Origin of the sequence: Rufibacter tibetensis, from assembly GCF_001310085.1 — a bacterium.
GTDB classification, from domain to species: domain Bacteria; phylum Bacteroidota; class Bacteroidia; order Cytophagales; family Hymenobacteraceae; genus Nibribacter; species Nibribacter tibetensis.
In genome coordinates this window covers 792,697-813,646 of sequence record NZ_CP012643.1, presented here as the reverse complement: position 1 = coordinate 813,646, position 20,950 = coordinate 792,697, and the positions used below count along the sequence as shown (strand labels likewise).

Below are 20,950 nucleotides of genomic sequence, written 5' to 3'. Positions count from 1 at the left end.
AAGCTCTTAAACAAAAAGGCCGGCACTTCAGAGTTTCTTCTGAGGTGCCGGCCTTTTGTTTTTATTTTTTTGAGACCTTTTCAGAAAACAGTCCTGAAACCAGTTAGATACTGACGTGTGTCTTGAAAAGCTTAATGGCAATGGCCAGCAGAATTACCCCAAACACTTTCCGCAGTACCTCGGTGCCGTTTTGGCCCAGCTTGCGCTCCAGCCAGTTAGAGCTTTTCAGGACAATGTAGACAAACACCAGATTCAGCAGAATGCCCACCAATACGTTAGGCAGGGCGTAGGCAGCCCGTAAAGAAAGAAGCGTTGTCATGGTACCGGCGCCTACAATCAGGGGGAAAGCCAGGGGCACAATAGAGCCGGTCTTCACCGCAGGGTTGGAATGGAACAGGTGAATGCCCAAAACCATTTCCATTCCCATCAGGAAAATGATGATGGCGCCCGCTAAAGCAAAAGAAGCAAAATCAATCCCGAAGAGCCGCAGAATACCATCGCCCAGGAACAGGAACACAATCATGAGCACTCCGGCCACTAAGGTCGCTTTCTCAGACTGGATGATTCCTTCGCGCCGCCGCAGGTCAATGATAATCGGAATAGATCCCAGAATATCAATGATAGCGAACAGGATTAGGCTGACGGAAACGATCTCTTTGAAGCTGAATTGAACCATGTGGGCTGAGGCAACAACGTTAGCGTGTTGTTTCAGCCGCGAAATTAGTGATAATGGCTAGATATGAAATGCCGGAGCACATCATATTCAGCATCTGAGATGGCGGGGAAATTGGCTATCCGGAAGGTGTTCTTGGCCCATTGCCCGTAGCCGTTGCCCAGGGTGATGTTTTGGGCGGTGGCTAAACGCTTGGCTTCCTGCACCCAACGGTCGGTTCCTTTCACGGCGATGACGGTTGGGGAACGCACCTCGGGGTTCTCTACCAACAGGTGTACCTCCGTGAGTTCATCAAGAAACGTGTACAGGTCATGCGCCCTTTGCGACAGATGCTGGTCAATGTTCTTGATAATGGGACGCTGTTCCAGCACTTTCTTAAGCAGGAACAGATTGAGCACGTTGGGAGTGAAGGCCGTCTGGTAATTGAGCATTTTCTCGTGCAGGAACAACAGGCTGTTGTAGTGCTTCCGGTCGTTAAGGGTTTTGGCCCGCTGAATGGTGCGCGGTGAACAAACCAACACGCCCATCCCAGACGGCAGCCCAAAACACTTCTGCACCGAGGCAAACCAGATATCGGCTCTTATGAATTTCAGGTTGGCGCCTGCCATGCTGGACGTAGCGTCAACCGCTAACAAGGGGTCCTTGAACTGGTTCTGCAGTTTCAGGAGCGTGTTCATGCTCACCTGCGTTCCATTAGAGGTCTCGGTCTGGGTTACGCAAATCAGGTCAGTATCATCCTCCACCGGAAGGTTAGGGGCATCCAGTACGTCCTCCAACCCAAAAGACTGTCCGTAAGAATCCGGCCGAAGCCGTTTCGCATACTGGTACCATTTCTCCCCAAACGCGCCATTGTACAGGTGCAGGCTTTTGTGCGGGGTCAGGCTCTGGGTCAGTATCTCCCAGCACTCCGTAGCAGAAGAGGTGAAGTAAATGTAGTAGTCCTGCGGAATGTTGAGTTTGGTTCGCATCAGGCCTACCAGGTCCCGCATCATCTGAACGAAACGCTCTCCGCGGTGCGGAATACTGAGCATTCCTTCATCATACGCCAAGGTCAGGTAATCCCGAACCTCGGGGTAAACCTGAGACGGACCCGGATAGAAATTGAGCATGAGCTGGGGGTGGTTGTGGTGGAACGTAGTGTAAAAATAAGGAACAATTGTACTTGGCCGTAGGGGAGGAGCAGAAAAGATTTTAAGCCTGTTTTTCTGAAAACATGCCCAAAACAATCACAGGCACCCCTGCCTGATATGACCTACACGGGAAAAACGTATGCTGGTTACGCTTTGGTGTATGTAAATCCTACCTTATTAGGCTTCTGCCGCTCAAAGTACTGCAAGGCAAGCCGATAGCTTTCCAGGCCAAATCCACTAATGCTGCCTACGCACCTTCCGCCAATATAGGTCACGTGCCGGGTAGCCTCACGGGCGAACACGTTGGAGATATGAATCTCAATCACGGGTGTCTCAATGGCCGCAATGGCATCTGCCAAAGCCAGGCTGGAGTGTGTGTAAGCCCCGGCGTTGAGCAAAATGCCGTGGTAATGGAATCCCACCTCGTGTAGTTTATCTATGAGAGCACCCTCTATGTTAGATTGGAAAAACTCCAGTTCCATGTTGGGAAAACCGGGAATAAGGTCTTTTTCCAAATAATCTTCAAAGGAGCGGGACCCATAAATAGATTTTTCGCGGCGACCCAATAAGTTGAGGTTAGGTCCATTGAGAATCAGTATTTTCATAGCGGTAGTAGTTTGCGCGGTGCCCTGAAAGTGCACCCAGGATCATGTCCAAATGTACGCAATTACTACCTTTGGGTAGCTATGTCCTTTTCTTCCATTTGCAACTTATACGGAGATTTTACTATATTTAGTTTTTACCTCCCCCAATGAACTGGTCCGTAAGCTTAACCCAATTTCAGGGATACCTCCAGCTGGAGAAATCCCTGTCCAGTCACTCTGTAGAAGCCTATCTGCGGGATGTGCGCAAACTGGTACAATATTTTGAGATTACCCAACAAGAAGTAGGGCCTCTGGCAGTGGAAGCCAAGCACCTGCAAGGCTTTCTGGAATGGATTAATACCCTGGGCATGACGGCGCATTCACAGGCGCGTACCATCTCCGGCATCAGGGCCTTCTACAAGTTCCTGATCATGGAAGACGTGCTGGACGCAGACCCCACTGAAACCATTGAGAGCCCCAAGCTGCAACGTAAGCTCCCAGATACCCTCAGCTATGACGAAATTGTCACGCTCTTTGAGGCCATTGATGTAAGCACTCCGGAAGGCACCCGCAACAAAGCCATGCTGGAGACGCTCTACAGTTCAGGGCTGCGCGTCACCGAGTTGATTGAACTCAAAATTAGCAACCTATATGAGGACCTGGGTTTTCTGCGCATTACCGGAAAAGGAAACAAAGAACGGCTGGTGCCCATCGGTCGTGATGCCTTGAAATACATCAGGCTGTATTTGGATGGGGTTCGCCGCCGGCAGCCCATTAAAAGAGGCCACGAAGATTTTGTGTTCCTGAACCGCCGGGGCGCCAGCCTCAGCCGTGTGATGGTGTTCAACATCATCAAAGACCTGGCGGCCAAAGTGGGTTTACAGAAAAGCATCAGCCCGCATACTTTCCGTCACTCCTTCGCTACGCACCTCATTGAAGGGGGGGCAGATTTGCGTGCCGTGCAGGAAATGCTGGGCCACGAATCCATCACCACCACTGAGATTTACACCCACTTAGACCGTGATTACCTGAAACAGGTTATTCAGGAATTTCACCCCAGAAGTTAACCAGTAGGGGCAATCCCTTGTGGTTGCCCCTACATCTGCCTCCGTAAAAACCAGGCATTGCTTTGTCTCCGCATTTTTGATGTCTTCTTGGGAAAACAAGCCAAGAACGCAGCCTTATGGAAGCAGTTGGAACAACTCCGCTGCTGCGGCAAAAGGAGATTTCTGCCCCTGGGTCACCTGGTTGGAGATAGTTTCCCATTGCGCCTGCACGGCCGGATGCTGGTAAAAGCGCTCCTCCAGTTGTTGCCTGATGCTGTGCCGAAGCCAATGCAGATTCTGCTCTTGCCGGCGGTGGTGAAAGTAACCGTTCTGTTGCGTTAGCTGCACGTACTCCATAACGGAATCCCAGATAGGGCCTAACCCGCTTTTCTCGTAAGCAGAGCAAACGGTTACTTTAGGGCTCCATTGCGACTTGCCCAGCGGAAAGAGGTGTAAAGCGCCCTGGTACTCGGCTTGGGCACTGGTGGCAGGGTGGAGGTTAGGGCCGTCGGCTTTGGTGATAGCAATAGCATCGGCCATTTCCATGATGCCTTTCTTGATGCCCTGCAGTTCATCTCCGGCGCCGGCCAGCATCAAGAGCAGGAAGAAATCCACCATCTCGTGCACCGCTGTTTCAGACTGGCCTACACCTACGGTCTCCACAAAGATCACGTCAAAACCGGCGGCTTCGCACAACAAGATGCTTTCGCGGGTACTGCGGGCCACCCCGCCCAAGGTCTTACCCGCCGGTGAAGGCCGGATGTACGCGTTCGGGTTAGCAGACAGAGTTTCCATTCGGGTTTTATCACCCAGAATACTGCCCCCGGTACGTTGGCTGGTAGGGTCAATGGCCAGCACCGCTAGTTTCTTGCCGTGCTGTTCTAACAGGTGATTCCCGAAGGCCTCAATGAACGTACTCTTGCCCACTCCGGGCACGCCTGTAATGCCCACCCTCACCGATTTTCCCGCCTGCGGCAGTACCTGTTCCATGACCGCGTGGGCCAATGCCTGGTCAGAGGGCAAGGTACTTTCCACTAAAGTAATGGCGCGGCTCAGGAGTACCCGGTTTCCGGATAAAACTCCGGCGGCATACTCGTCTGGGGTAAATCGTTTCGGCACTCGTTATGGGGCTGTTTTCAGAAAAGTACGCGAAAAATAGAAATTAGTCCTGTCTTCTGCCGCTGTTTCTGGAAAGTGGTGACTAAAAAATAAGACCGTCTTACCTTCAAAGGAGAGACGGTCTTGTATCACTAAGTACGAATGGGCGGATGGTTACTGCTTGGTAGGCAGCAATGAAGTGGTAGAGGGCGACAGGTTCTGGAAATAGAACCCTGGAAAGTTGGGAAGGCCCAAGGCGCTTTTCTGAGTACCTAAATTGATGCCAGCGTCTTTGTAGTCGCAGTCCGGGCCTAAGGCATTCGGATTACGGATGATGCCCAGCCAGTTGCTGTTGTTGCGAGCCACGTAAATCCGGCCGTCGGGTCCCAATTGCAGAGCGCCAATCTTGCGGCTGACGCTTTTGGCCACTTGCTTTCCCGAGTGGATGATGGCGTCTGGGGTTCCGGCTGCCAGGTCAAACTGGAAGATACGGGCTTCGCCCCCAGCAATACCGTTCTTTCCGCCGTACAGTTTGGTGCCGTCCGGAGAGAATTCTACGCCGTAGGCTTCGTCAAATTTGCCCAAATCTACCGCTATGGCTAGTTTCCCGTTTTCGTTGTTGAAGCTGAATACCTCTATTTTGTTCACGGCAGCCCAGGTAGCTACGGCCAGTTTTTCGCCGGTAGGCGAGGCTTTCATGTAACCAATGGTGGCACCGTTATCACCGGCGTGAATGCTGCCCAAGTGGCTTTCCACGGGTTTAAAGGTGATTCCGTTGGAGCTAACGAGATAGGCATAAAAGGCCGAACTGTTCCACCGGTGCGTAATCACCCAGTAATCACGGCCGTTGCGGTGCTTCACGGCGGTAAGTTTTTCGGTCACGGGCGCAAAGACGAGGTTGTTTTTAGATACCACTTCGCCCAGGCCTCCGTTCCGGCTTAAGTCAATGAGGTGGTACTGCAAGCCATGGCTCTGGCCCTGAAAATCGGTGGTGAAAAGGTAGTACAGGTGCTGAGAACCAGGTTTAGGCAGGATAACCGCCGACTGGGTGGAGGACTCATGACCTTTGAGGGAATCGCCGCCGGCCATGATCTGCTTGTTGCGGTTCCAGACCTGCATGCCGTTGGTGTAAAACAGGAGGTTGCCTAACGCATCTGAAAGCACGGCGCAGCCTTCCTCGCTAAACATGTTTCCGTCTTTTAGGGGCTGGGGGTTGGCAGGATCAGCAAAAGACAACCCTGCATTGTTTCCGAAATACCAGGTGGTGGCTTCCTTCTGAGCCGTGGCTGCCAGGGAAAGAAACCATAGTGGAAGCAGAAGCAAAAGTTTTAATGTGTTCTTCATCTTCACGTAAGCAATTCAGTTTTTGTGTCGATTTCAAAGATTGGGCCAGAATCAAGGCTGCGTTTAGGTTCCGCTTCTTCAGGAAAAAAGGCTTCTTTCCTGAAAAAAGGCAAGAGGTTGAAAATAAACTTATTATCAACTGGAAATCTTCTGAAATACAGGTTTCAAGCTATCTTTCAACCGTTGGTCTGTATCTAATAAGCGAATTGGGGGGCAAAATATTGTTCCTCTGTTTGGCAAGACTTTCTGGAAAAGAACCTGTAAACAGAAACAGGAATCCTGTAAACGCAAAAGAGCGGCACCTGTTGGGGTGCCGCTCTTTTGCGTGATACAAACCGAAGAAATTAGCTTCTTGGGTCCAGGGCTTCGTTGATGCGGTCAGAAAGATCCAGCAAGTGGTAGTTGCTCAATGAGTCTGACTGCGTCGCAGCCGATGCTTTGATCATGTTGTTGATGTTGCGTAACTCGGCTTTAGCCACAGAAACCACATCGCTCGTCCGGGCATCCATGGTTGGAGCGGTGTTACCACCTCTGCCACCTTGCTGGGCTGCCTGGGCACCGGTTGGAGCCGGAGCTGGTTTCACGATGTCAATCAATTCCTGCACATACATTTTCTGCAGGTTGCGGCGGTACACGTCAATGGCCTGCTTGTTTTTTACCTCCTTGAAGATTGAACCGTTCATGTCATTGAAGAAGTCGGTCACCTTGTAGGCTTTGGCTCCGTCCAAGGCTTCGGCGGCAATCAGTTTGGTCAGGGTGGCGTTGCTGATGAGGCGGTTCAATACGGCTTGCTGGCTGCGGGAAACCACCACCAATGGGTTAGACCCAGTGTTGTTTAGCACGTTAGGTGCCAATAACCAGGTGGGCGTGGTAAACAGCTGCTTGTCTAGGAACGTCATAGCCTCTTTCTGCGTGGCCGCCGGCGTACGCTCATATACCGAGCCTTCCATTTCAACCGTTTTCGGGTTTTCGTAGATACCACCAATGTTCTTGGCTACGTGGCCCATGTACCGGTTAAACTGGGTGGTCAGCTGACCATACATGTTCTCCAGGTTCTCATAGCCTTCGTTTTCTTCGCGGGTCCACTCAGGAAGTTTAGCCAGAATTCGCTGCAGGTTTTTGATGCCGTACTCAGAAGCTTTCATGGCGTTGTCACTCAAGTCCTCGTTCTGAGAGTGCGGATCATCAGGGTTGATTTCGGTTCCGAACCAGTTGCGACGGTTTTTTAGTTTTTCTACCGTCATCTTGTTCAGGAGAGGTATCTCAGCCTCGGCACTTTTGGCGTTTGGCAAGATGCGGTAACCCCACTCAATGGCCCACAGGTCATAATCGCCAATTCTTGGGTAGATGCCTTTAGGAGAGATGTTGTCTTCTGGCTGTGCCACGTAGTTGAAACGGGCGTAGTCCATGATAGAAGGGGTGTGGCCGTTGGCTTCCACCCATTTCTTGTTACGCAGGTTTTCTACCGGCACCGTTGAGCTGGAACCGTAGTTGTGGCGCAAGCCAATGGTATGGCCTACCTCGTGCGAAGACACAAAGCGAATCAGGTCACCCATGAGTTCGTCAGAGAACTCCATTTTGCGGGCACGTGGATCAATAGCTGCTGTCTGGATGAAATACCAGTCATGCACCAGTTTCATCACGTTGTGGTACCAGTTAATGTGGCTTTCCATGATCTCGCCGCTGCGTGGGTCAGCGATGCTTGGGCCGCTGGCATTCGGGATTTCAGAGGGCTTGTAAACAATGGCCGAGTGACGGGCATCGTCTATGCTCCAGTTCGGGTTTTCTTTGGCAGAAGGAGCCTCTTTCCCGATGATAGCATTTTTGAAGCCTGCTTTCTCAAAGGCTTTCTGCCAGTCGTTCACGCCGGCTATCAGGTACGGCACCCATTTCTTCGGCGTAGCCGGGTCAATGTAGAACACGATGGGCTCTTTAGGCTCTACCAGTTCACCGCGCTTGTATTTGGCCATGTCTTTTTCCTTCGGCTCCAGTCTCCAGCGTTTCACCATCTGGATTTCCTTTACGCCTTGCGGATTGGCATCAAAATCTGTGTAACCAACGGTGAAGAAACCTACGCGCGGGTCAAAGTAACGCGGTTGCATGGGCTTCTTAGGCAGTACTACCATGGATGTGTTCACCTCAATGGTGGAAGAACCGTTCAGGTTAGAGTTGGCTGCGGCTCCCCCGGAAGGTGCTGCCCCGAAACCCGTAGTTGGAGGGGTAAGCACGTAGGTTTTTACGGTGGTTACTTCCACGTTTTGTGGGAAGCTGCGCACGTTCTGGATGTAGCTGCGGTCTGGGATGAAGTTACCCAAACGGATGCGGGTTTTGGCGGCCGCTGAGCTGAACGAGAAGATTTCGTTTTCACCTTTGATGTAATCGGTCACGTCAATGACGCTGCTCTTGTTGTTTGTGCCATAGGCAGCCACGTTGAACGCCGCCACAATAGCCTGCACGTTAGAGCGCTGCACCGATTGGTACATAGACTTGGTGCTGTCTGGGCTGTAGGTGGCGTAAGAGATTTTCCGCATGAAAATACGGTCATCCGGACCCTTTTCAAACATAACTACGGCAGAACCAATCTGGTCACCGGCATAACCTGAAGAGGCACGTACTTCGGCACCAGCCTTGGAAATACGGTTTACCACCAGAATTTCGCGACCCAACACAGAGTCTGCCAGTTCAAAGAAGTACTTGTCTTCTACTTTGTGGGTCTTGAAAAAACCAGATTTGGATTGGGCTTTGTCAGTGATGACCTCAGCGTAAGGTTTTGGTTTGGCACTTCTGGCGGCATTACCTGCCATGCCAGCGGCACCGGCTACCCGACGCGTAGAATCGGCGGGTTGTGTGCGACCCTGAGCCATGGCTACTCCGGCAAAAGAGGAAACCAGCCCCAGCGTCAATAAGAATTTCTTCATACTAGGTTTGCTTGTAAGTTGTGTAAAGGGTTGTGTTTGGTGTATAGTACACGCGCCTTAGACAAAACTAACAACTGGAAGGTTTAATGAAGAATAAAGAAAAAAATTAGAAAATTAAAGAGGGTAGTTTAAGGGAGTATTTTAGGAAAAGAAGGGGAAAAGGGAAGTGATGAAGCTTGCCAAGTTGTTTTGATAACGCCGCTTGTTATTAGCGGAGGCAAAAAAGCTTATTCAGAATACCTGAATTGCTTTCTTGCTTCCGCTAATAGTTGAACTACACTATCAATCCTTTCTGCGCTGGTGAAGCCAGAGGTTTGAATACTTCCCCAATGATTTACAGCCGAAATCTTGAATGTAAGACCTTCTGAATTCTCATTTCCATTAACCAAATTTAGAAAAGGCGGAGAAAATACTACGATGTTATCCTGTAATGGAGATTCACCTAGATGTGGAGAAGAAAGGTTTTTGTATGAAAAATCACTAATTTTTGTTTTTATACCTGACTTGGAAACATAATAGTATTCCCCGAGGTCGGCACTCATGTTTGCGCTAAATTTTGTAAAAAGGATTCCATTTTCAGGAATTCTGTAAACCCTAGTTAATCCAGTGAATTCTTTAGGTTTCCCCTGCTCCTGATTGAATACCACATAAATATTTCCTTTGAAACCTTCAGGTATAAGGTAGATCTCTGGCCAAACATAGGAGTTAGCTAACGTGAAAAGCATCAGCAATGTGGCCGGTGCTATGGTGAACAGTTTGTATTTCCAATTTTCGTTAGACCAAATAACAAGGAGTATGCTTAATAAAAGAATGCCTAGTCCAAGTATACTTTTTTGGAAATACAGTATTAATAGAAAACCGATAAATAGTAGACAAATACCTAACAAGAAGAAGATGGATTTTCTTGATCTTTTTACGCTTGTCATTCTGTTCAAGAGTTAAGTGAATTTTGATAAGTTAATTTATCCCTTCATCAACTTCTCCAGAATCTCCTGAGCCGCCACACTAATCACAGTGCCCGGTCCGAACACGCCTGCCACGCCGGCATCATACAGGAACTGGTAATCCTGGGCGGGAATCACACCTCCGGCAATCACCAGAATATCCTCACGGCCCAGCTTTTTCAGTTCTGAGATCAATTGCGGGATTAACGTCTTATGCCCAGCAGCGAGACTGCTCACGCCTACCACGTGCACGTCATTCTCGGTGGCTTGCAGGGCTACTTCTTCCGGGGTTTGGAACAGTGGACCAAGATCCACGTCAAACCCAAGGTCGGCGAAAGAGGTGGCAATTACTTTAGAGCCACGGTCGTGACCGTCCTGGCCCATTTTAGCGACCATGATTCTTGGTCGGCGGCCTTCCTGTTCCGCAAATCGGTCGGCAAGGGCTTGGGCCTTGCCGAAGTTCTCGTCGTCTGATATTTCTGAACTGTACACGCCGGATATGGATCTGATGGTGGCCCGGTGACGGCCGTATATTTTTTCTAACGCATAAGAGATTTCACCCAAACTGCAGCGCACGCGAGCGGCCTGCACGGCTAATTCCAGCAAGTTTCCTTCACCAGTTTCAGCGGCATTGGTCAAGGCGTCCATGGCAGCAAAGACAGCAGCATCATCGCGGTTCTCGCGCAGCTGAGCCAAGCGGGCTAACTGAGACTCGCGTACGGCAGTGTTGTCAATGTCCAGTATCTCCAGTTTCTCTTCTGTTTCCGGCCGGAATTTGTTGACGCCTACAATCACGTCTTTGCTGGCGTCAATGCGCGCTTGTTTACGGGCAGCGGCTTCCTCAATGCGCATTTTAGGCAAGCCTGTTTCAATGGCTTTGGCCATACCGCCTAGTCGCTCCACTTCCTGGATCAAGTCCCAGGCACGATGCGCGAGTTGGTGAGTGAGGGCCTCTACGTAATACGAGCCGCCCCACGGGTCTACGGTTTTGGTGATGTGCGTTTCCTGCTGCAGGTAAATTTGGGTGTTACGGGCAATGCGCGCCGAGAAATCTGTAGGCAAGGCAATCGCTTCATCTAAGGCGTTGGTGTGCAAACTTTGGGTTCCGCCTAACGCAGCGGCCATGGCTTCCACGGTGGTGCGGGCTACGTTGTTGAACGGGTCTTGCTCGGTTAAGCTCCAGCCGGAGGTTTGGCAGTGAGTGCGCAAGGCCAGAGATTTGTAGCTCTTCGGGTTGAATTGTTTGATAAGTTTGGCCCACAGCATTCGGGCAGCGCGCATCTTGGCTATCTCCATGAAGTGGTTCATGCCAATGGCCCAAAAGAAAGATAAGCGCGGCGCGAAGGTGTCAATGTCCATGCCCGCGGCTAAACCGGTGCGGATGTATTCCAAACCATCTGCCAGGGTGTAGGCAAGTTCCAGATCTGCCGTAGCCCCGGCTTCCTGCATGTGGTAACCCGAAATGGAGATGGAGTTGAACTTGGGCATGTGCCGGGAGGTGTAGGCGAAGATATCGGCGATGATCTTCATGCTGGGCTCCGGCGGATAGATGTAGGTGTTGCGCACCATGAACTCCTTCAGGATGTCGTTCTGAATGGTTCCGCTCAGTTGCTCCGGTTTTACACCCTGCTCTTCGGCGGCCACAATGTAGAACGCCAGAATAGGCAACACCGCCCCATTCATGGTCATAGACACGCTCATCTGGTCCAGCGGAATCTGGTCAAACAGAACCTTCATGTCCAGGATGGAGTCAATGGCTACGCCGGCCTTTCCCACGTCACCCACCACCCGCGGATGGTCTGAATCATAGCCCCGGTGCGTAGCCAGGTCAAATGCTACGGAAAGTCCTTTTTGCCCCGCTTCCAGATTCCGACGGTAAAACGCGTTAGATTCCTCGGCGGTGCTGAAGCCTGCATATTGCCTGATGGTCCACGGGTTCTTCACGTACATGGTGCTGTATGGGCCACGCAAGTACGGCGGTAACCCGGCCGCAAAGTCCAGATGCTCAAAAGCAGCCGTGTCTTCTTTGGTGTAGAAGTTCTGCAGCGGCAGTCGCTCCGCCGTTTTCCAAGGCTTTGGATTTACTTTGGGCTGGTTTTGAGGAATAGAGCCCTGAAACGTAAATGGTATATTAGTGAAATCTGGTTTCATGTGTGTGGGTATCATGTGTCAAGTAGGGGGCTACTTGAGTGATTTTAGTTGGGATATGAATGAACCTTACGCCCCCAACCGCTCCTGTATGCGGGTGATGATTTCCTTGGTGTCACAGCCTTGGAATAGGAACTCGTCGAAACCATGGCTGCGGAGTTCGTCTTTGAGTTGCATGGGGTCATCAGCTAGAATCAAAGCTGGGCCTTGGCGCTGCTGAGCACGCATTCCTTTGGCGAAGGTCTCGGCAAACTCATTGAAAGCGTTCTGGGGGGCTGCCATCACCAACACATGCGCTTCCATGTCTTTCACCCCTGCTAACGCTGCCGAGACATTGTCAAACTTGACTACCTGGGTAGTGAAACCGGAGCAGGTGAAGAACTCACGGGCGAAGGAGGCATGAATGTGTTCCTGCAGCCCTCGGCCCATGTGCACTACCAAGGCATGCGGACGGCGCTTCTTCTTGCGGAGATGCAGTTCCGTGGCCAGACGCATCACTTCATAAGAGTAAGCGGCGCGGGTATTGTCAAACTGCCGGCTCTGGATGAGCTTTTCAGGATCATAGTCGTGCTGCTCATTGGTGTTAGGGAACTTGTTAGTGCCCACCAACACTTCTTTGCCACTGGCGATGTCTTTAAACTTCTGGCTGCTGGTTTCTTTGATCATTTCCTGAATGAAACCTGCGTTGGAAGCCGGAATAAAACCACCTTTAGCTTCAATCTCCTGAAACAATGCCCAGGCCTTCACCGCAATTTGCCGGGTGAGGTATTCTAAGTAATAGGAACCCGCCGCCGGATCAATGGCCTCATCCAGGTAAGATTCTTCCTTAAGGATGATGGGGATGTTGCGGGCAATACGGGCACTGAAATCATTGGCTTCCCGGAACGTGCTGTCAAAGGCTTCTACTTCCACTGAGTTTACCCCGCCTATAATAGCACTCATCATTTCTGTGGTATGGCGCAACAGGTTGGTGTGTGGGTCAAGGGTGGTTTGGTGCCAACGGGAAGTAGAGGCATGGATGCGTAGCTCCCCGGCTATCTCAATGGGAACGTTATAAGCCTCCACTATTTTGGCCCAAAGCAACCGAACAGCCCTGAACTTGGCAATTTCAAAGAAGTAGTTGGTGCCGGCAGCCAGGTGAAACTGCATGTTCCGGAAAACGCTTTCGGCTGTCAAACCCTGGTCTGTAAGGCTGTTGGTGTAGCAAACAGCTATGGCTAGCGAGATGCCTAATTCTTGCACCAGGGTAGCGCCCTTGTTGCTGAAGTGCGATCCGTTGATGGTAAGGGCGTAGAAGTTAGGCGTATCCAGGGTTTGTTCCAGCAGATGCATGGCGTGCTCCACGTCCAGTTGCTTGTAGCTTTCAGATGATAAAATAGGGGAGCATTTCAGGAAGCCTTTCAACGCGTTGGTTGAGATTCTTTTGCGGTATAAGCCCGTGTACAGGTGATGGAGAAAGTTTGCCGCCTCCGTAGAAACGGTATAGGACACGGGTACTTTGGTCAGGTCTATTTCTTCAATCAGGTAATCGGCGTCAAAGTCATAACCATTCTCCATGATGAAATGGATGCCGTCGGCTCCGCGCGTAAGGGCGTCCACGGCTTTGTCAATCGCCTCGCGCCCTTTGCCTGAAGAATAGATGGGCTGCAGGTTCAGCCAGTTGTTCTTGTCCCTTTTGGCGGTGCGCAGGTACGGGTATTGCCCCGGGGTGGTATTTAAGGTTCCACTCTGCGGCAACTGTGATTTGGTATAAAAAGGGGCAACGGTAATGCCTTCGTAACTCTGCCAGTGCAGGTCCGAAAGGTTGTCGCCCTTCAGGTCTTGTTTTATTTTGGCAATCCATTGCTCAGGCGTGATCGGCGAGAACTCCGGAAATAATGCCTCAAATGAGGTAGTGTCAGTCATAGAATGAGCAGGCGTGTGATGAGGTAAAGATAGCTTTTTGCCTGAACTGTTCTACGGCTTCTACCCCAATTGCGATGGACCTTTAAAGGCTGTTTTCGGGAATAAAGCCCAAAACAGGCACAATAAAAGCAACGGGAACCGACTTCTGTCATTGAATCGGATTCTCCCTCTTCTTTTCAGGCAATTGAACCTGTTTTAGAGGCCGTTTTCTGAAACTGGCTTCAAACCGCTATAACTCCCCAGGCAGATTCTGCGTCTGTATGCAGCATGGACATTGCACAAGACAAGTTATACATAGGCACCTCCGGTTTCAGCTACGCCTGGAAAGGCATCTTCTACCCCGAAGACATCAAATCTGCGGAGATGCTGCCGTTTTATGCCGAGCGCTTCAACTGCACCGAGGTCAACAGCAGTTTCTACCATTTCACCATGGAGAAGACCATTCTGAAATGGCTGGACACTACGCCGGCCCATTTCAAGTTCGCGCCCAAGCTGCACCGGTCCATCACGCATGAAAGCAGATTGCAGAACATAGAAGACCCTTTACGGAAGTGGATGGACCGGTTCCTGCTCATGGGCGAGCGGTTAGGGCCGGTGTTGGTGCAGTTGCCGGGTTCTTTCCATTACAATGAGCTTATCGCGAAGCACTTCTTTACCCTGCTACGGAATTTATACCCCACTACCGTCTTCGCCCTGGAAGTGCGGCACGCTTCCTGGCACACCGAGGAGGTGCTGGAATTGCTGGAGGAATTCAATATCTCCCTGGTAGTCATCAGCGCAGGCAAACGCTGGCCCGGATTAGCCACAGCCACCACTGACACAGTGTACATGCGCCTGCACGGCCACGAACAACTGTATAGAGGCGCTTACCCCGACGAAGAACTGGAACGGTTTGGCTATATGGCGCAAGACTGGCTGCTGGATGATAAAACGGTGTGGTGCTTCTTCAACAACACCATCGGGGGCAATGCTACCTCAGACGCGCAGAAACTGCGGGAGGTGATCATGAACCTTTAACGGTTTAGGTGCCATCCACAGAAAGTAGCTTTGAATGAGTTGTTAGTTGCTGATTGCTGTTTTTTTTAAAAACAGCAATCAGCAACTAACAACTACTTATAAATTTCTGCCAACATGCAGCGGGCGCTTCCGCCGCCGTGAGCCTCAATGGTTCTCAGGTCTGAGCGTACCATTTTGGTGCGGGTGTTCAGGTATTCAAACTGGTCTTTGCGGAGGGCTTTGTAGCCTTTCTCTGACATAACTAAAACTGGCTCTCCGGCTTTGTTCCGGACCTGGAGCATGTTGCCCGCCATTTTCTTTACCTGCGCCAGGCTGATGTCCAGAATCTCTTTTCCGGAGTCAACTAAGGCTTCCAGCAAAAATCCCTGCTCTTCTTCGTCCGGGATGGCTTCCAGGCACACCAGGGCAAAATCAGCGCCAACGGTGAGCAGCACGTTGGTGTGGTAAATCGGCAGACCATCGGCATCAAACGCGTGGAACACAACGGGGCGGTAATCCATTTTTTCGCAGAAGGCCTCCAGCGGCTCCTGGTGGGTGCGCTCAGAAAGGCAGGCGAACGCAATTCTATGCTGGCGGTCCAGCACCAAACTGCCGGTCCCCTCTAAGAACTTGCCTTCGTTTTCAAAATGGGTAAGGTCTATGACTTCAGTAAACGAAAAGCCATGCTCCTCCTGAAGTTGGGTTAACAGCTCTGGTCGGCGCTCCAACCTACGGGTAGGAGAAAGCATGGGGTAGAGCACCACTTTGCCGCCTTCATGGAAGGAAATCCAGTTGTTGGGGAACACGGCATCTGGCGTAGCGGGGTCTTCCACATCGTCCAGTACCACGGCATCTATGCGGGCGGCCCACAGTTTCAGTAAAAACTGGTTGAATTCATCCAGCGCTTTTTGCTGCACCTTGTCTTCTGTGCCCGCAGGTACTTCCTGCTGGAAAGTGTTGGTGGCGGCTGTCTGAGAGTTGGAGCCAAACTTTGCCGGGCGCACCAGCAGGACCTGGGTTGCCAGCGGAACATTGGCGAAAGAAGGAAGTTTGTTTTCGGTTTGCATGAACGGGCCAGTCTGTTGAACACTGCAAGATACGGCAATTAAAGAAACTTGGCGCTGTAGCAGAAAAGGAGCGCCTTTATGGATTAAATTAGGTGAGCAGCTTAACAAAGAAGCTTTGGGGCTGGTTTTGGGAAAAAGGGTTTAAAAAGAAAATCCCCGTTCCAGACTTTAGGTCAGCCAGGAACGGGGATTCAGTATTTAGGGGGAAGAAATTCTTTTACTTATGTAGCGCTTTGTAGTGGCTATTTGGATTGAACAGCGGCGGCTGATCTGTTGCGCCAGAAATACCTGAAACAACGGCCCATAATCCCTCTGAACCTTTTAGGGAAAGTAGCCCGGCACCAACGTTTCAACTCTCTGATCTCATGAATAAGCAACAGCCGAAGGCATTTCCTGAATTCTTTTTCAAACAATACTGCGTCAAAACTAACTTTTAGGAGAATGAATTTACTGTACTGTAAATAGGATGTGCTCATGGTGGTGATGGTTTTGTTTGGTTATTGGGAAAAGCACTTAAAAACGGATGCCTTCCTTTATACGAGAAAAGGGAAAGCAAAGCAGTAGAAACCTGTTGTGCTTTCTGGCTAAGTAAGCAGCCTTCTTAGAAACAGGTACAGGAAAGAGCGATTGAAGTAGTTGAGGGTGGTGTTTATTGCATTTGCCGTGACCAGTGACGGAGAGAAAGGAAAAAGCGGGTCAGATGAAGAAAGTTGGTTTACCAATGAATGAACCGCCTCCCAGTCTTTTTCTTCACCTGAAGGCGGCGCAGTATGAAGGGGCTGAAGACGCCTGACAGGCTGTGTCAGCTTCCTTTGAAAGGACCCGTCTTGAAGAAAAAATTTCCTGGTGGTTTGGGACATTCGTGTGGGTGCTTGTAAACCGTTTGTTTGAAGCTGTAAAAATGAGTGAAACAAGTTTACCTAAAAAAGGGCTAAAAGTCAAGAGGTTATGGCCGCTGCTCCGAGGCTAGTTTCTCAGAATATACCCTGAGATTGGCATTAAAATGGCTTAGCTGCGTTATACCATGGGTTGGCAATTTTATCCGCTGGCCGTATCTTTGATAAAATCAGTATTTATCCATGTCTTTCATTTCCTCTTTCCGTAGCCAGGGAGTTTCTTTCAGTGTGGCCTTGGCCTTGTTGCTGGCGGGGTGCCAAAAGGAGTTAACTCCTACGGCCAGCCTTTCTGCGCCAACAGATATCCCGGTTAATACGCAGATTAGTCCAGACCCTACGGTAGAGGGAACCATTACCCCGTACCGCACCCGCGTGGATAAGACTATGAACGAGGTCATTGGCCAGGCGCCCGTAGCTATTGAAAGGGGAGGAGTAGAGTCCCCGTTGGGGAATTTTGTGGCTGACCTGTGCCGTACCCAAACCATGGCAGTCTACGGCAAAACCATTGACATGGGAGGCATGACCAGCGGCGGCTTGCGCAACCCCATAGACCAGGGACCTATCACGGTGGGCGATGTGTTTGAACTGATGCCTTTTGAGAACGAGATGCTGGTACTTACCCTTTCGGGCGAAACCGTGAAGGAAATGTTTGACTTTGCTGCCCGCACTAAGATATTGACCATAGCCAACTCCAGCTACACCTTGCGCAACGGGCAGGCCGAAGCCATCACAATTGGAGGCAAACCCTTTGACCCAAGCAAAACCTATACGCTGGCCATCTCAGATTACCTGGCGAATGGGGGAGATAACATGGGTTTTCTGAAAAAGGCCCTTAAAATAGAGCAGACTGGTCTTCTGGCCCGTGATGCCATCATGAAGGAAATCAAACAACGTACCGCCCAGGGCAAACCCGTTCTCGCTGAAAAGGACGGTCGGGTAATAGAGGTGAAGTAGAAGTTAGACAATAGGTCCTGGAGGTTAAACTTTTGGGCGCTCAACAAATGAAGCAGTCTGAAATTTAACTACTGACATCTAAAATCTCCAAAGAAATGAAGCGTCGTGAGTTTATAAAAAGTACTTTGGCCGGCACGGCTGGTTTGGCGGTGTTGGGGCTTCCCAGCCTTGGGCAAGCGGCCGCTGCGCCTATCAGGTTAACCATTCTGCACACCAATGACATGCACTCCCGCATTGATCCGTTCCCGAACGATGGACGCAAGAACGGAGGCATGGGCGGCATGGCCCGGCGGGCTACGCTGGTAAAGCAGATCAGGGCCCAGGAGCCCAATGTGCTCTTGCTGGATGCAGGAGATATCTGGCAGGGAACCCCATATTTCAACTTCTTCGGAGGAGAGCTGGAGTTCAAGCTTATGACGGAAATGGGCTATGATGCCGCTACCCTGGGCAACCATGACTTTGACAACGGCTTAGATGGCCTTCAAAAGCAGTTACCCCATGCCGGATTCCCCTTCCTGGTAGCGAACTATGACTTCTCAGATACTATTCTTAAGGATCAATTCAAACCTTACAAGGTCTTTGTGAAAGACGGCGTGCGGGTTGGAGTGTTTGGCTTAGGCATCCAGCTGGCTGGGCTGGTCGCCGACAAGAACTTCGGGGGCACTAAGTACTTAGATCCGGTAGCCACGGCCCAACGCATGGTTCAAACGCTACGGAAAAAAGAAAACGTGGATCTAGTGATCTGTCTGTCGCATCTGGGTTATAAATATGAGTCCGATAGGATTGATGACCGCAAACTGGCCCAACAGGTGAACGGGATTGACCTCATCATTGGCGGGCATACCCACACCTTTTTGGATGAGCCGGAGAAGTTTACCCACGCCAACGGACATGTGACTTTGGTGAATCAGGTGGGCTGGTCTGGCATTAACCTGGGCCGGGTAGATTTTATCTTCAATAGAAAAACTAAGGCAAAAACGGCTTCTACGGCTTCTGTGCTCCCTTTGAATCAAAGTGTCAGAATTTCGTAATCTTCAAGTTTTTTTCTCCCGAGTTTTTTTCCATTTTTGTACCCCCCTGAAGAATTCAGAACTCAAATAAACGGCAGATTGGAAGAAGCGATGTTAATGATAAAGGACTGTACTACCGTCTGGCATAACTGTTTACAAGTTATCAAAGACAACATAGGAGAGCAGAGCTACAAGACGTGGTTCGAGCCGATCGTGCCTTTGTCTTTGACAAACAACGTTCTGACCATTCAGGTCCCTAGCCAATTCTTTTATGAGTGGCTGGAGGAGCACTATGTGGGCCTGCTCAAGAAAGTGGTGTTCCAGGAACTGGGCAGCGAAGGCCGTCTGGAATACTCTATTATTGTAGACCAGGGCAATGACCATAGCAAGCCGCAAACGGTCAACATCCCTACCAAGAAGGTTCCTGCCGCGGTGGCAAATTCCTACAGTCCTGAGCGCAGCTTCCTGAAGAACCCGTTTGAATCGAAAGCCATTGACCGGCACTTCTTCAATTCGCAGCTAAACAACAGCTACACCTTTGAGAACTACATTGAGGGAGATTGTAACCGTTTGGCCCGTTCAGCGGGGTACGCGGTAGCCAATAAACCAGGCACCACGTCATTCAACCCGTTAATGGTGTATGGCGGCGTAGGATTGGGCAAAACCCACCTGGTACAGGCCATTGGGAACCACATCAAGAGCAACAACCCAGACAAATTTGTGCTGTACGTTTCTTCAGAGAAGTTCGTGAACCAGTTCATTGAATCTTTGAAGACCAACAACGTGCAGGACTTTGCCAACTTCTACCTGCTGGTAGACATCCTCATCATTGATGATGTGCAGTTCCTGAGTGGCAAGGAGAAAACCCAGGAGATGTTCTTCCACATCTTCAACCACCTGCACCAAAGCGGCAAACAGATTGTGATGACCTCAGACTGTCCGCCGCGTGACCTGAAGGGATTGGAAGAGCGCCTGTTGTCCCGCTTCAAGTGGGGTTTGACTGCTGATTTACAAAGCCCTGACTTTGAAACACGGATGGCCATCATCTACAAAAAGATGCAGTCAGACGGTATTCACATTCCAGACAATGTGATTGAATACCTGGCCTATAGCGTAGATACCAACGTGCGGGAACTGGAAGGAGTGCTTATTTCGTTAATAGCACAGTCTTCCTTGAACCGCAAAGAGATTGACTTGGAATTGGCGAAAGCTGCTTTAAAACACATCATTGAAGATGTGGAGACCGAGGTGAACCTGGACTTTATCCAGAAAACCGTGGCCGAGTACTTCCAGGTGAGTTTAGACTCCCTCAAAGCCAAAACCCGCAAGAAAGAGATTGTGACCGCGCGTCAGGTAGCCATGTACTTCGCGAAAGAGTACACCAGCCATTCTCTTAAATCCATTGGGTACCATTTTGGTGGCAGAGACCACTCTACGGTGATCCACTCAGTACAGACGGTTTCTGACCTGATTGATACCGACAAAAAATTCAAGGCTTCTATCCAGGAGCTGCAGAAGAAGTTCAAGGTGAAGGCGGTTTAAAGACACGTTTTCTCTTACCCTATGATTTCAAAAAAAGCCAAGTACGCCCTCAAAGCGCTTCTGTATTTAGCAAAGCAGCATGATCGCGGCCTGGTACTTATCTCTGAGATAGCCGCCGCTGAGCGTATTCCGCGCAAGTTCCTGGAGGCTATTCTGGTAGACCTGAAAGTGCAGCAGATTGTGCAAAGCACCCGCGGCAAGAACGGCGGTTACACATTGGTGAAGGACCCTGCACTGATTTCGGTAGGCAACGTCATCAGGATGGTGGATGGCCCGTTGGCCCCGGTTCACTGCGTTAGTCATCTGTACTACCGTAAGTGTGAGGAGTGCGTAGATGAGGCTACTTGTGAAATTCGCCTGCTTATGAAACGCGTGCGTGACGCCACTTGCGATATTCTAGATACTACCTTCCTGGCTGACTTCTCTAAAGTGACCGCTTTGGTGGTAGAGGAAGAAGCCAATCAAATCTAATCTCCTTTAGTAGTTTAAGCATGTTTTTTGAAAACCTATCTTAAACTGCCTTTGATTTCTACTTTTAGAATTCAGGTAAAGAGATTTCTTACCTAATAATAGAAAGCTTAGAACTTTAACAATAAATTAATCTTTTAGTTGGATTTGCAGCAATTGCTCTCTTAATTTGTCTACTTCTTCTATAGAGATTCTCTAAGAGAGTTTCAAAATTCTGCTCTAGGGTA

At 50.2% G+C, this 20,950-nt stretch carries 17 protein-coding genes; 6 read left to right on the top strand and 11 right to left on the bottom strand.

Annotation, left to right across the window (positions count from 1 at the left end; translation table 11 throughout):
• Positions 1–103: 103 nt before the first annotated feature.
• From DC20_RS03075 to DC20_RS03065, 3 genes are all read right to left on the bottom strand, one after another.
• The gene (locus DC20_RS03075; RefSeq protein ID WP_062542487.1) at positions 104–676 is read right to left on the bottom strand and encodes a MarC family protein; all 573 of its coding nucleotides are present in this window, start codon (positions 674–676) and stop codon (positions 104–106) included.
• A gap of 44 nt (positions 677–720) precedes the next feature.
• Positions 721–1,782, bottom strand: a complete 1,062-nt coding sequence (locus DC20_RS03070; RefSeq protein WP_062542486.1) for an aminotransferase class V-fold PLP-dependent enzyme — start codon at positions 1,780–1,782, stop codon at positions 721–723.
• A gap of 167 nt (positions 1,783–1,949) precedes the next feature.
• On the bottom strand, positions 1,950–2,408 hold the full coding sequence (locus DC20_RS03065) for a type II 3-dehydroquinate dehydratase (protein ID WP_062542485.1): 459 nt from the start codon (positions 2,406–2,408) through the stop codon (positions 1,950–1,952).
• A 146-nt stretch (positions 2,409–2,554) separates the two neighbouring features.
• Between DC20_RS03065 and xerD the strand changes: the two genes are divergently transcribed.
• Positions 2,555–3,454: a site-specific tyrosine recombinase XerD gene (xerD, locus tag DC20_RS03060; protein WP_062542484.1), complete on the top strand. Its 900-nt coding sequence runs from the start codon at positions 2,555–2,557 to the stop codon at positions 3,452–3,454.
• A gap of 114 nt (positions 3,455–3,568) precedes the next feature.
• Here xerD and meaB read toward each other — a convergent pair whose 3' ends face one another.
• The 6 genes from meaB to DC20_RS03030 form a co-directional block, all read right to left on the bottom strand.
• Positions 3,569–4,552 carry a methylmalonyl Co-A mutase-associated GTPase MeaB gene (meaB, locus tag DC20_RS03055; protein ID WP_062542483.1) on the bottom strand — a complete coding sequence of 328 codons (984 nt, stop codon included), beginning with the start codon at positions 4,550–4,552 and terminating at the stop codon, positions 3,569–3,571.
• 153 nt (positions 4,553–4,705) lie between these two features.
• A complete protein-coding gene (locus tag DC20_RS03050) occupies positions 4,706–5,875 on the bottom strand; it encodes a YncE family protein (RefSeq protein ID WP_062542482.1) in 1,170 nt (389 codons plus the stop codon).
• A 344-nt stretch (positions 5,876–6,219) separates the two neighbouring features.
• On the bottom strand, positions 6,220–8,793 hold the full coding sequence (locus DC20_RS03045) for a zinc-dependent metalloprotease (protein WP_062542481.1): 2,574 nt from the start codon (positions 8,791–8,793) through the stop codon (positions 6,220–6,222).
• A 227-nt stretch (positions 8,794–9,020) separates the two neighbouring features.
• Entirely contained in the window at positions 9,021–9,719 is a 699-nt protein-coding gene (locus tag DC20_RS03040; protein ID WP_062542480.1) for a DUF6843 domain-containing protein, read from the bottom strand.
• Positions 9,720–9,755: 36 nt separating this feature from the next.
• The gene (scpA, locus tag DC20_RS03035; protein ID WP_083470229.1) at positions 9,756–11,888 is read right to left on the bottom strand and encodes a methylmalonyl-CoA mutase; all 2,133 of its coding nucleotides are present in this window, start codon (positions 11,886–11,888) and stop codon (positions 9,756–9,758) included.
• Positions 11,889–11,954: 66 nt separating this feature from the next.
• Positions 11,955–13,790: a methylmalonyl-CoA mutase subunit beta gene (locus DC20_RS03030; RefSeq protein WP_062542479.1), complete on the bottom strand. Its 1,836-nt coding sequence runs from the start codon at positions 13,788–13,790 to the stop codon at positions 11,955–11,957.
• 267 nt (positions 13,791–14,057) lie between these two features.
• Between DC20_RS03030 and DC20_RS03025 the strand changes: the two genes are divergently transcribed.
• Entirely contained in the window at positions 14,058–14,807 is a 750-nt protein-coding gene (locus tag DC20_RS03025; RefSeq protein ID WP_062542478.1) for a DUF72 domain-containing protein, read from the top strand.
• 92 nt (positions 14,808–14,899) lie between these two features.
• Here DC20_RS03025 and ctlX read toward each other — a convergent pair whose 3' ends face one another.
• Positions 14,900–15,853, bottom strand: a complete 954-nt coding sequence (gene ctlX, locus DC20_RS03020) for a citrulline utilization hydrolase CtlX (RefSeq protein WP_062542477.1) — start codon at positions 15,851–15,853, stop codon at positions 14,900–14,902.
• Positions 15,854–16,095: 242 nt separating this feature from the next.
• Positions 16,096–16,329 carry a hypothetical protein gene (locus DC20_RS22275; protein ID WP_071885366.1) on the bottom strand — a complete coding sequence of 78 codons (234 nt, stop codon included), beginning with the start codon at positions 16,327–16,329 and terminating at the stop codon, positions 16,096–16,098.
• A gap of 603 nt (positions 16,330–16,932) precedes the next feature.
• Here DC20_RS22275 and DC20_RS03010 point away from each other — a divergent pair.
• The 4 genes from DC20_RS03010 (at position 16,933) to DC20_RS02995 (ending at position 20,726) form a co-directional block, all read left to right on the top strand.
• Positions 16,933–17,703: a 5'-nucleotidase C-terminal domain-containing protein gene (locus tag DC20_RS03010; RefSeq protein WP_083470228.1), complete on the top strand. Its 771-nt coding sequence runs from the start codon at positions 16,933–16,935 to the stop codon at positions 17,701–17,703.
• A 95-nt stretch (positions 17,704–17,798) separates the two neighbouring features.
• On the top strand, positions 17,799–18,734 hold the full coding sequence (locus tag DC20_RS03005; protein WP_062542475.1) for a bifunctional metallophosphatase/5'-nucleotidase: 936 nt from the start codon (positions 17,799–17,801) through the stop codon (positions 18,732–18,734).
• Positions 18,735–18,830: 96 nt separating this feature from the next.
• Positions 18,831–20,255, top strand: a complete 1,425-nt coding sequence (gene dnaA, locus DC20_RS03000) for a chromosomal replication initiator protein DnaA (RefSeq protein ID WP_062542474.1) — start codon at positions 18,831–18,833, stop codon at positions 20,253–20,255.
• A 21-nt stretch (positions 20,256–20,276) separates the two neighbouring features.
• Positions 20,277–20,726 (top strand): RrF2 family transcriptional regulator, encoded by a 450-nt coding sequence (locus DC20_RS02995; RefSeq protein WP_062542473.1) that lies wholly within the window; start codon positions 20,277–20,279, stop codon positions 20,724–20,726.
• Positions 20,727–20,950: the final 224 nt, after the last annotated feature.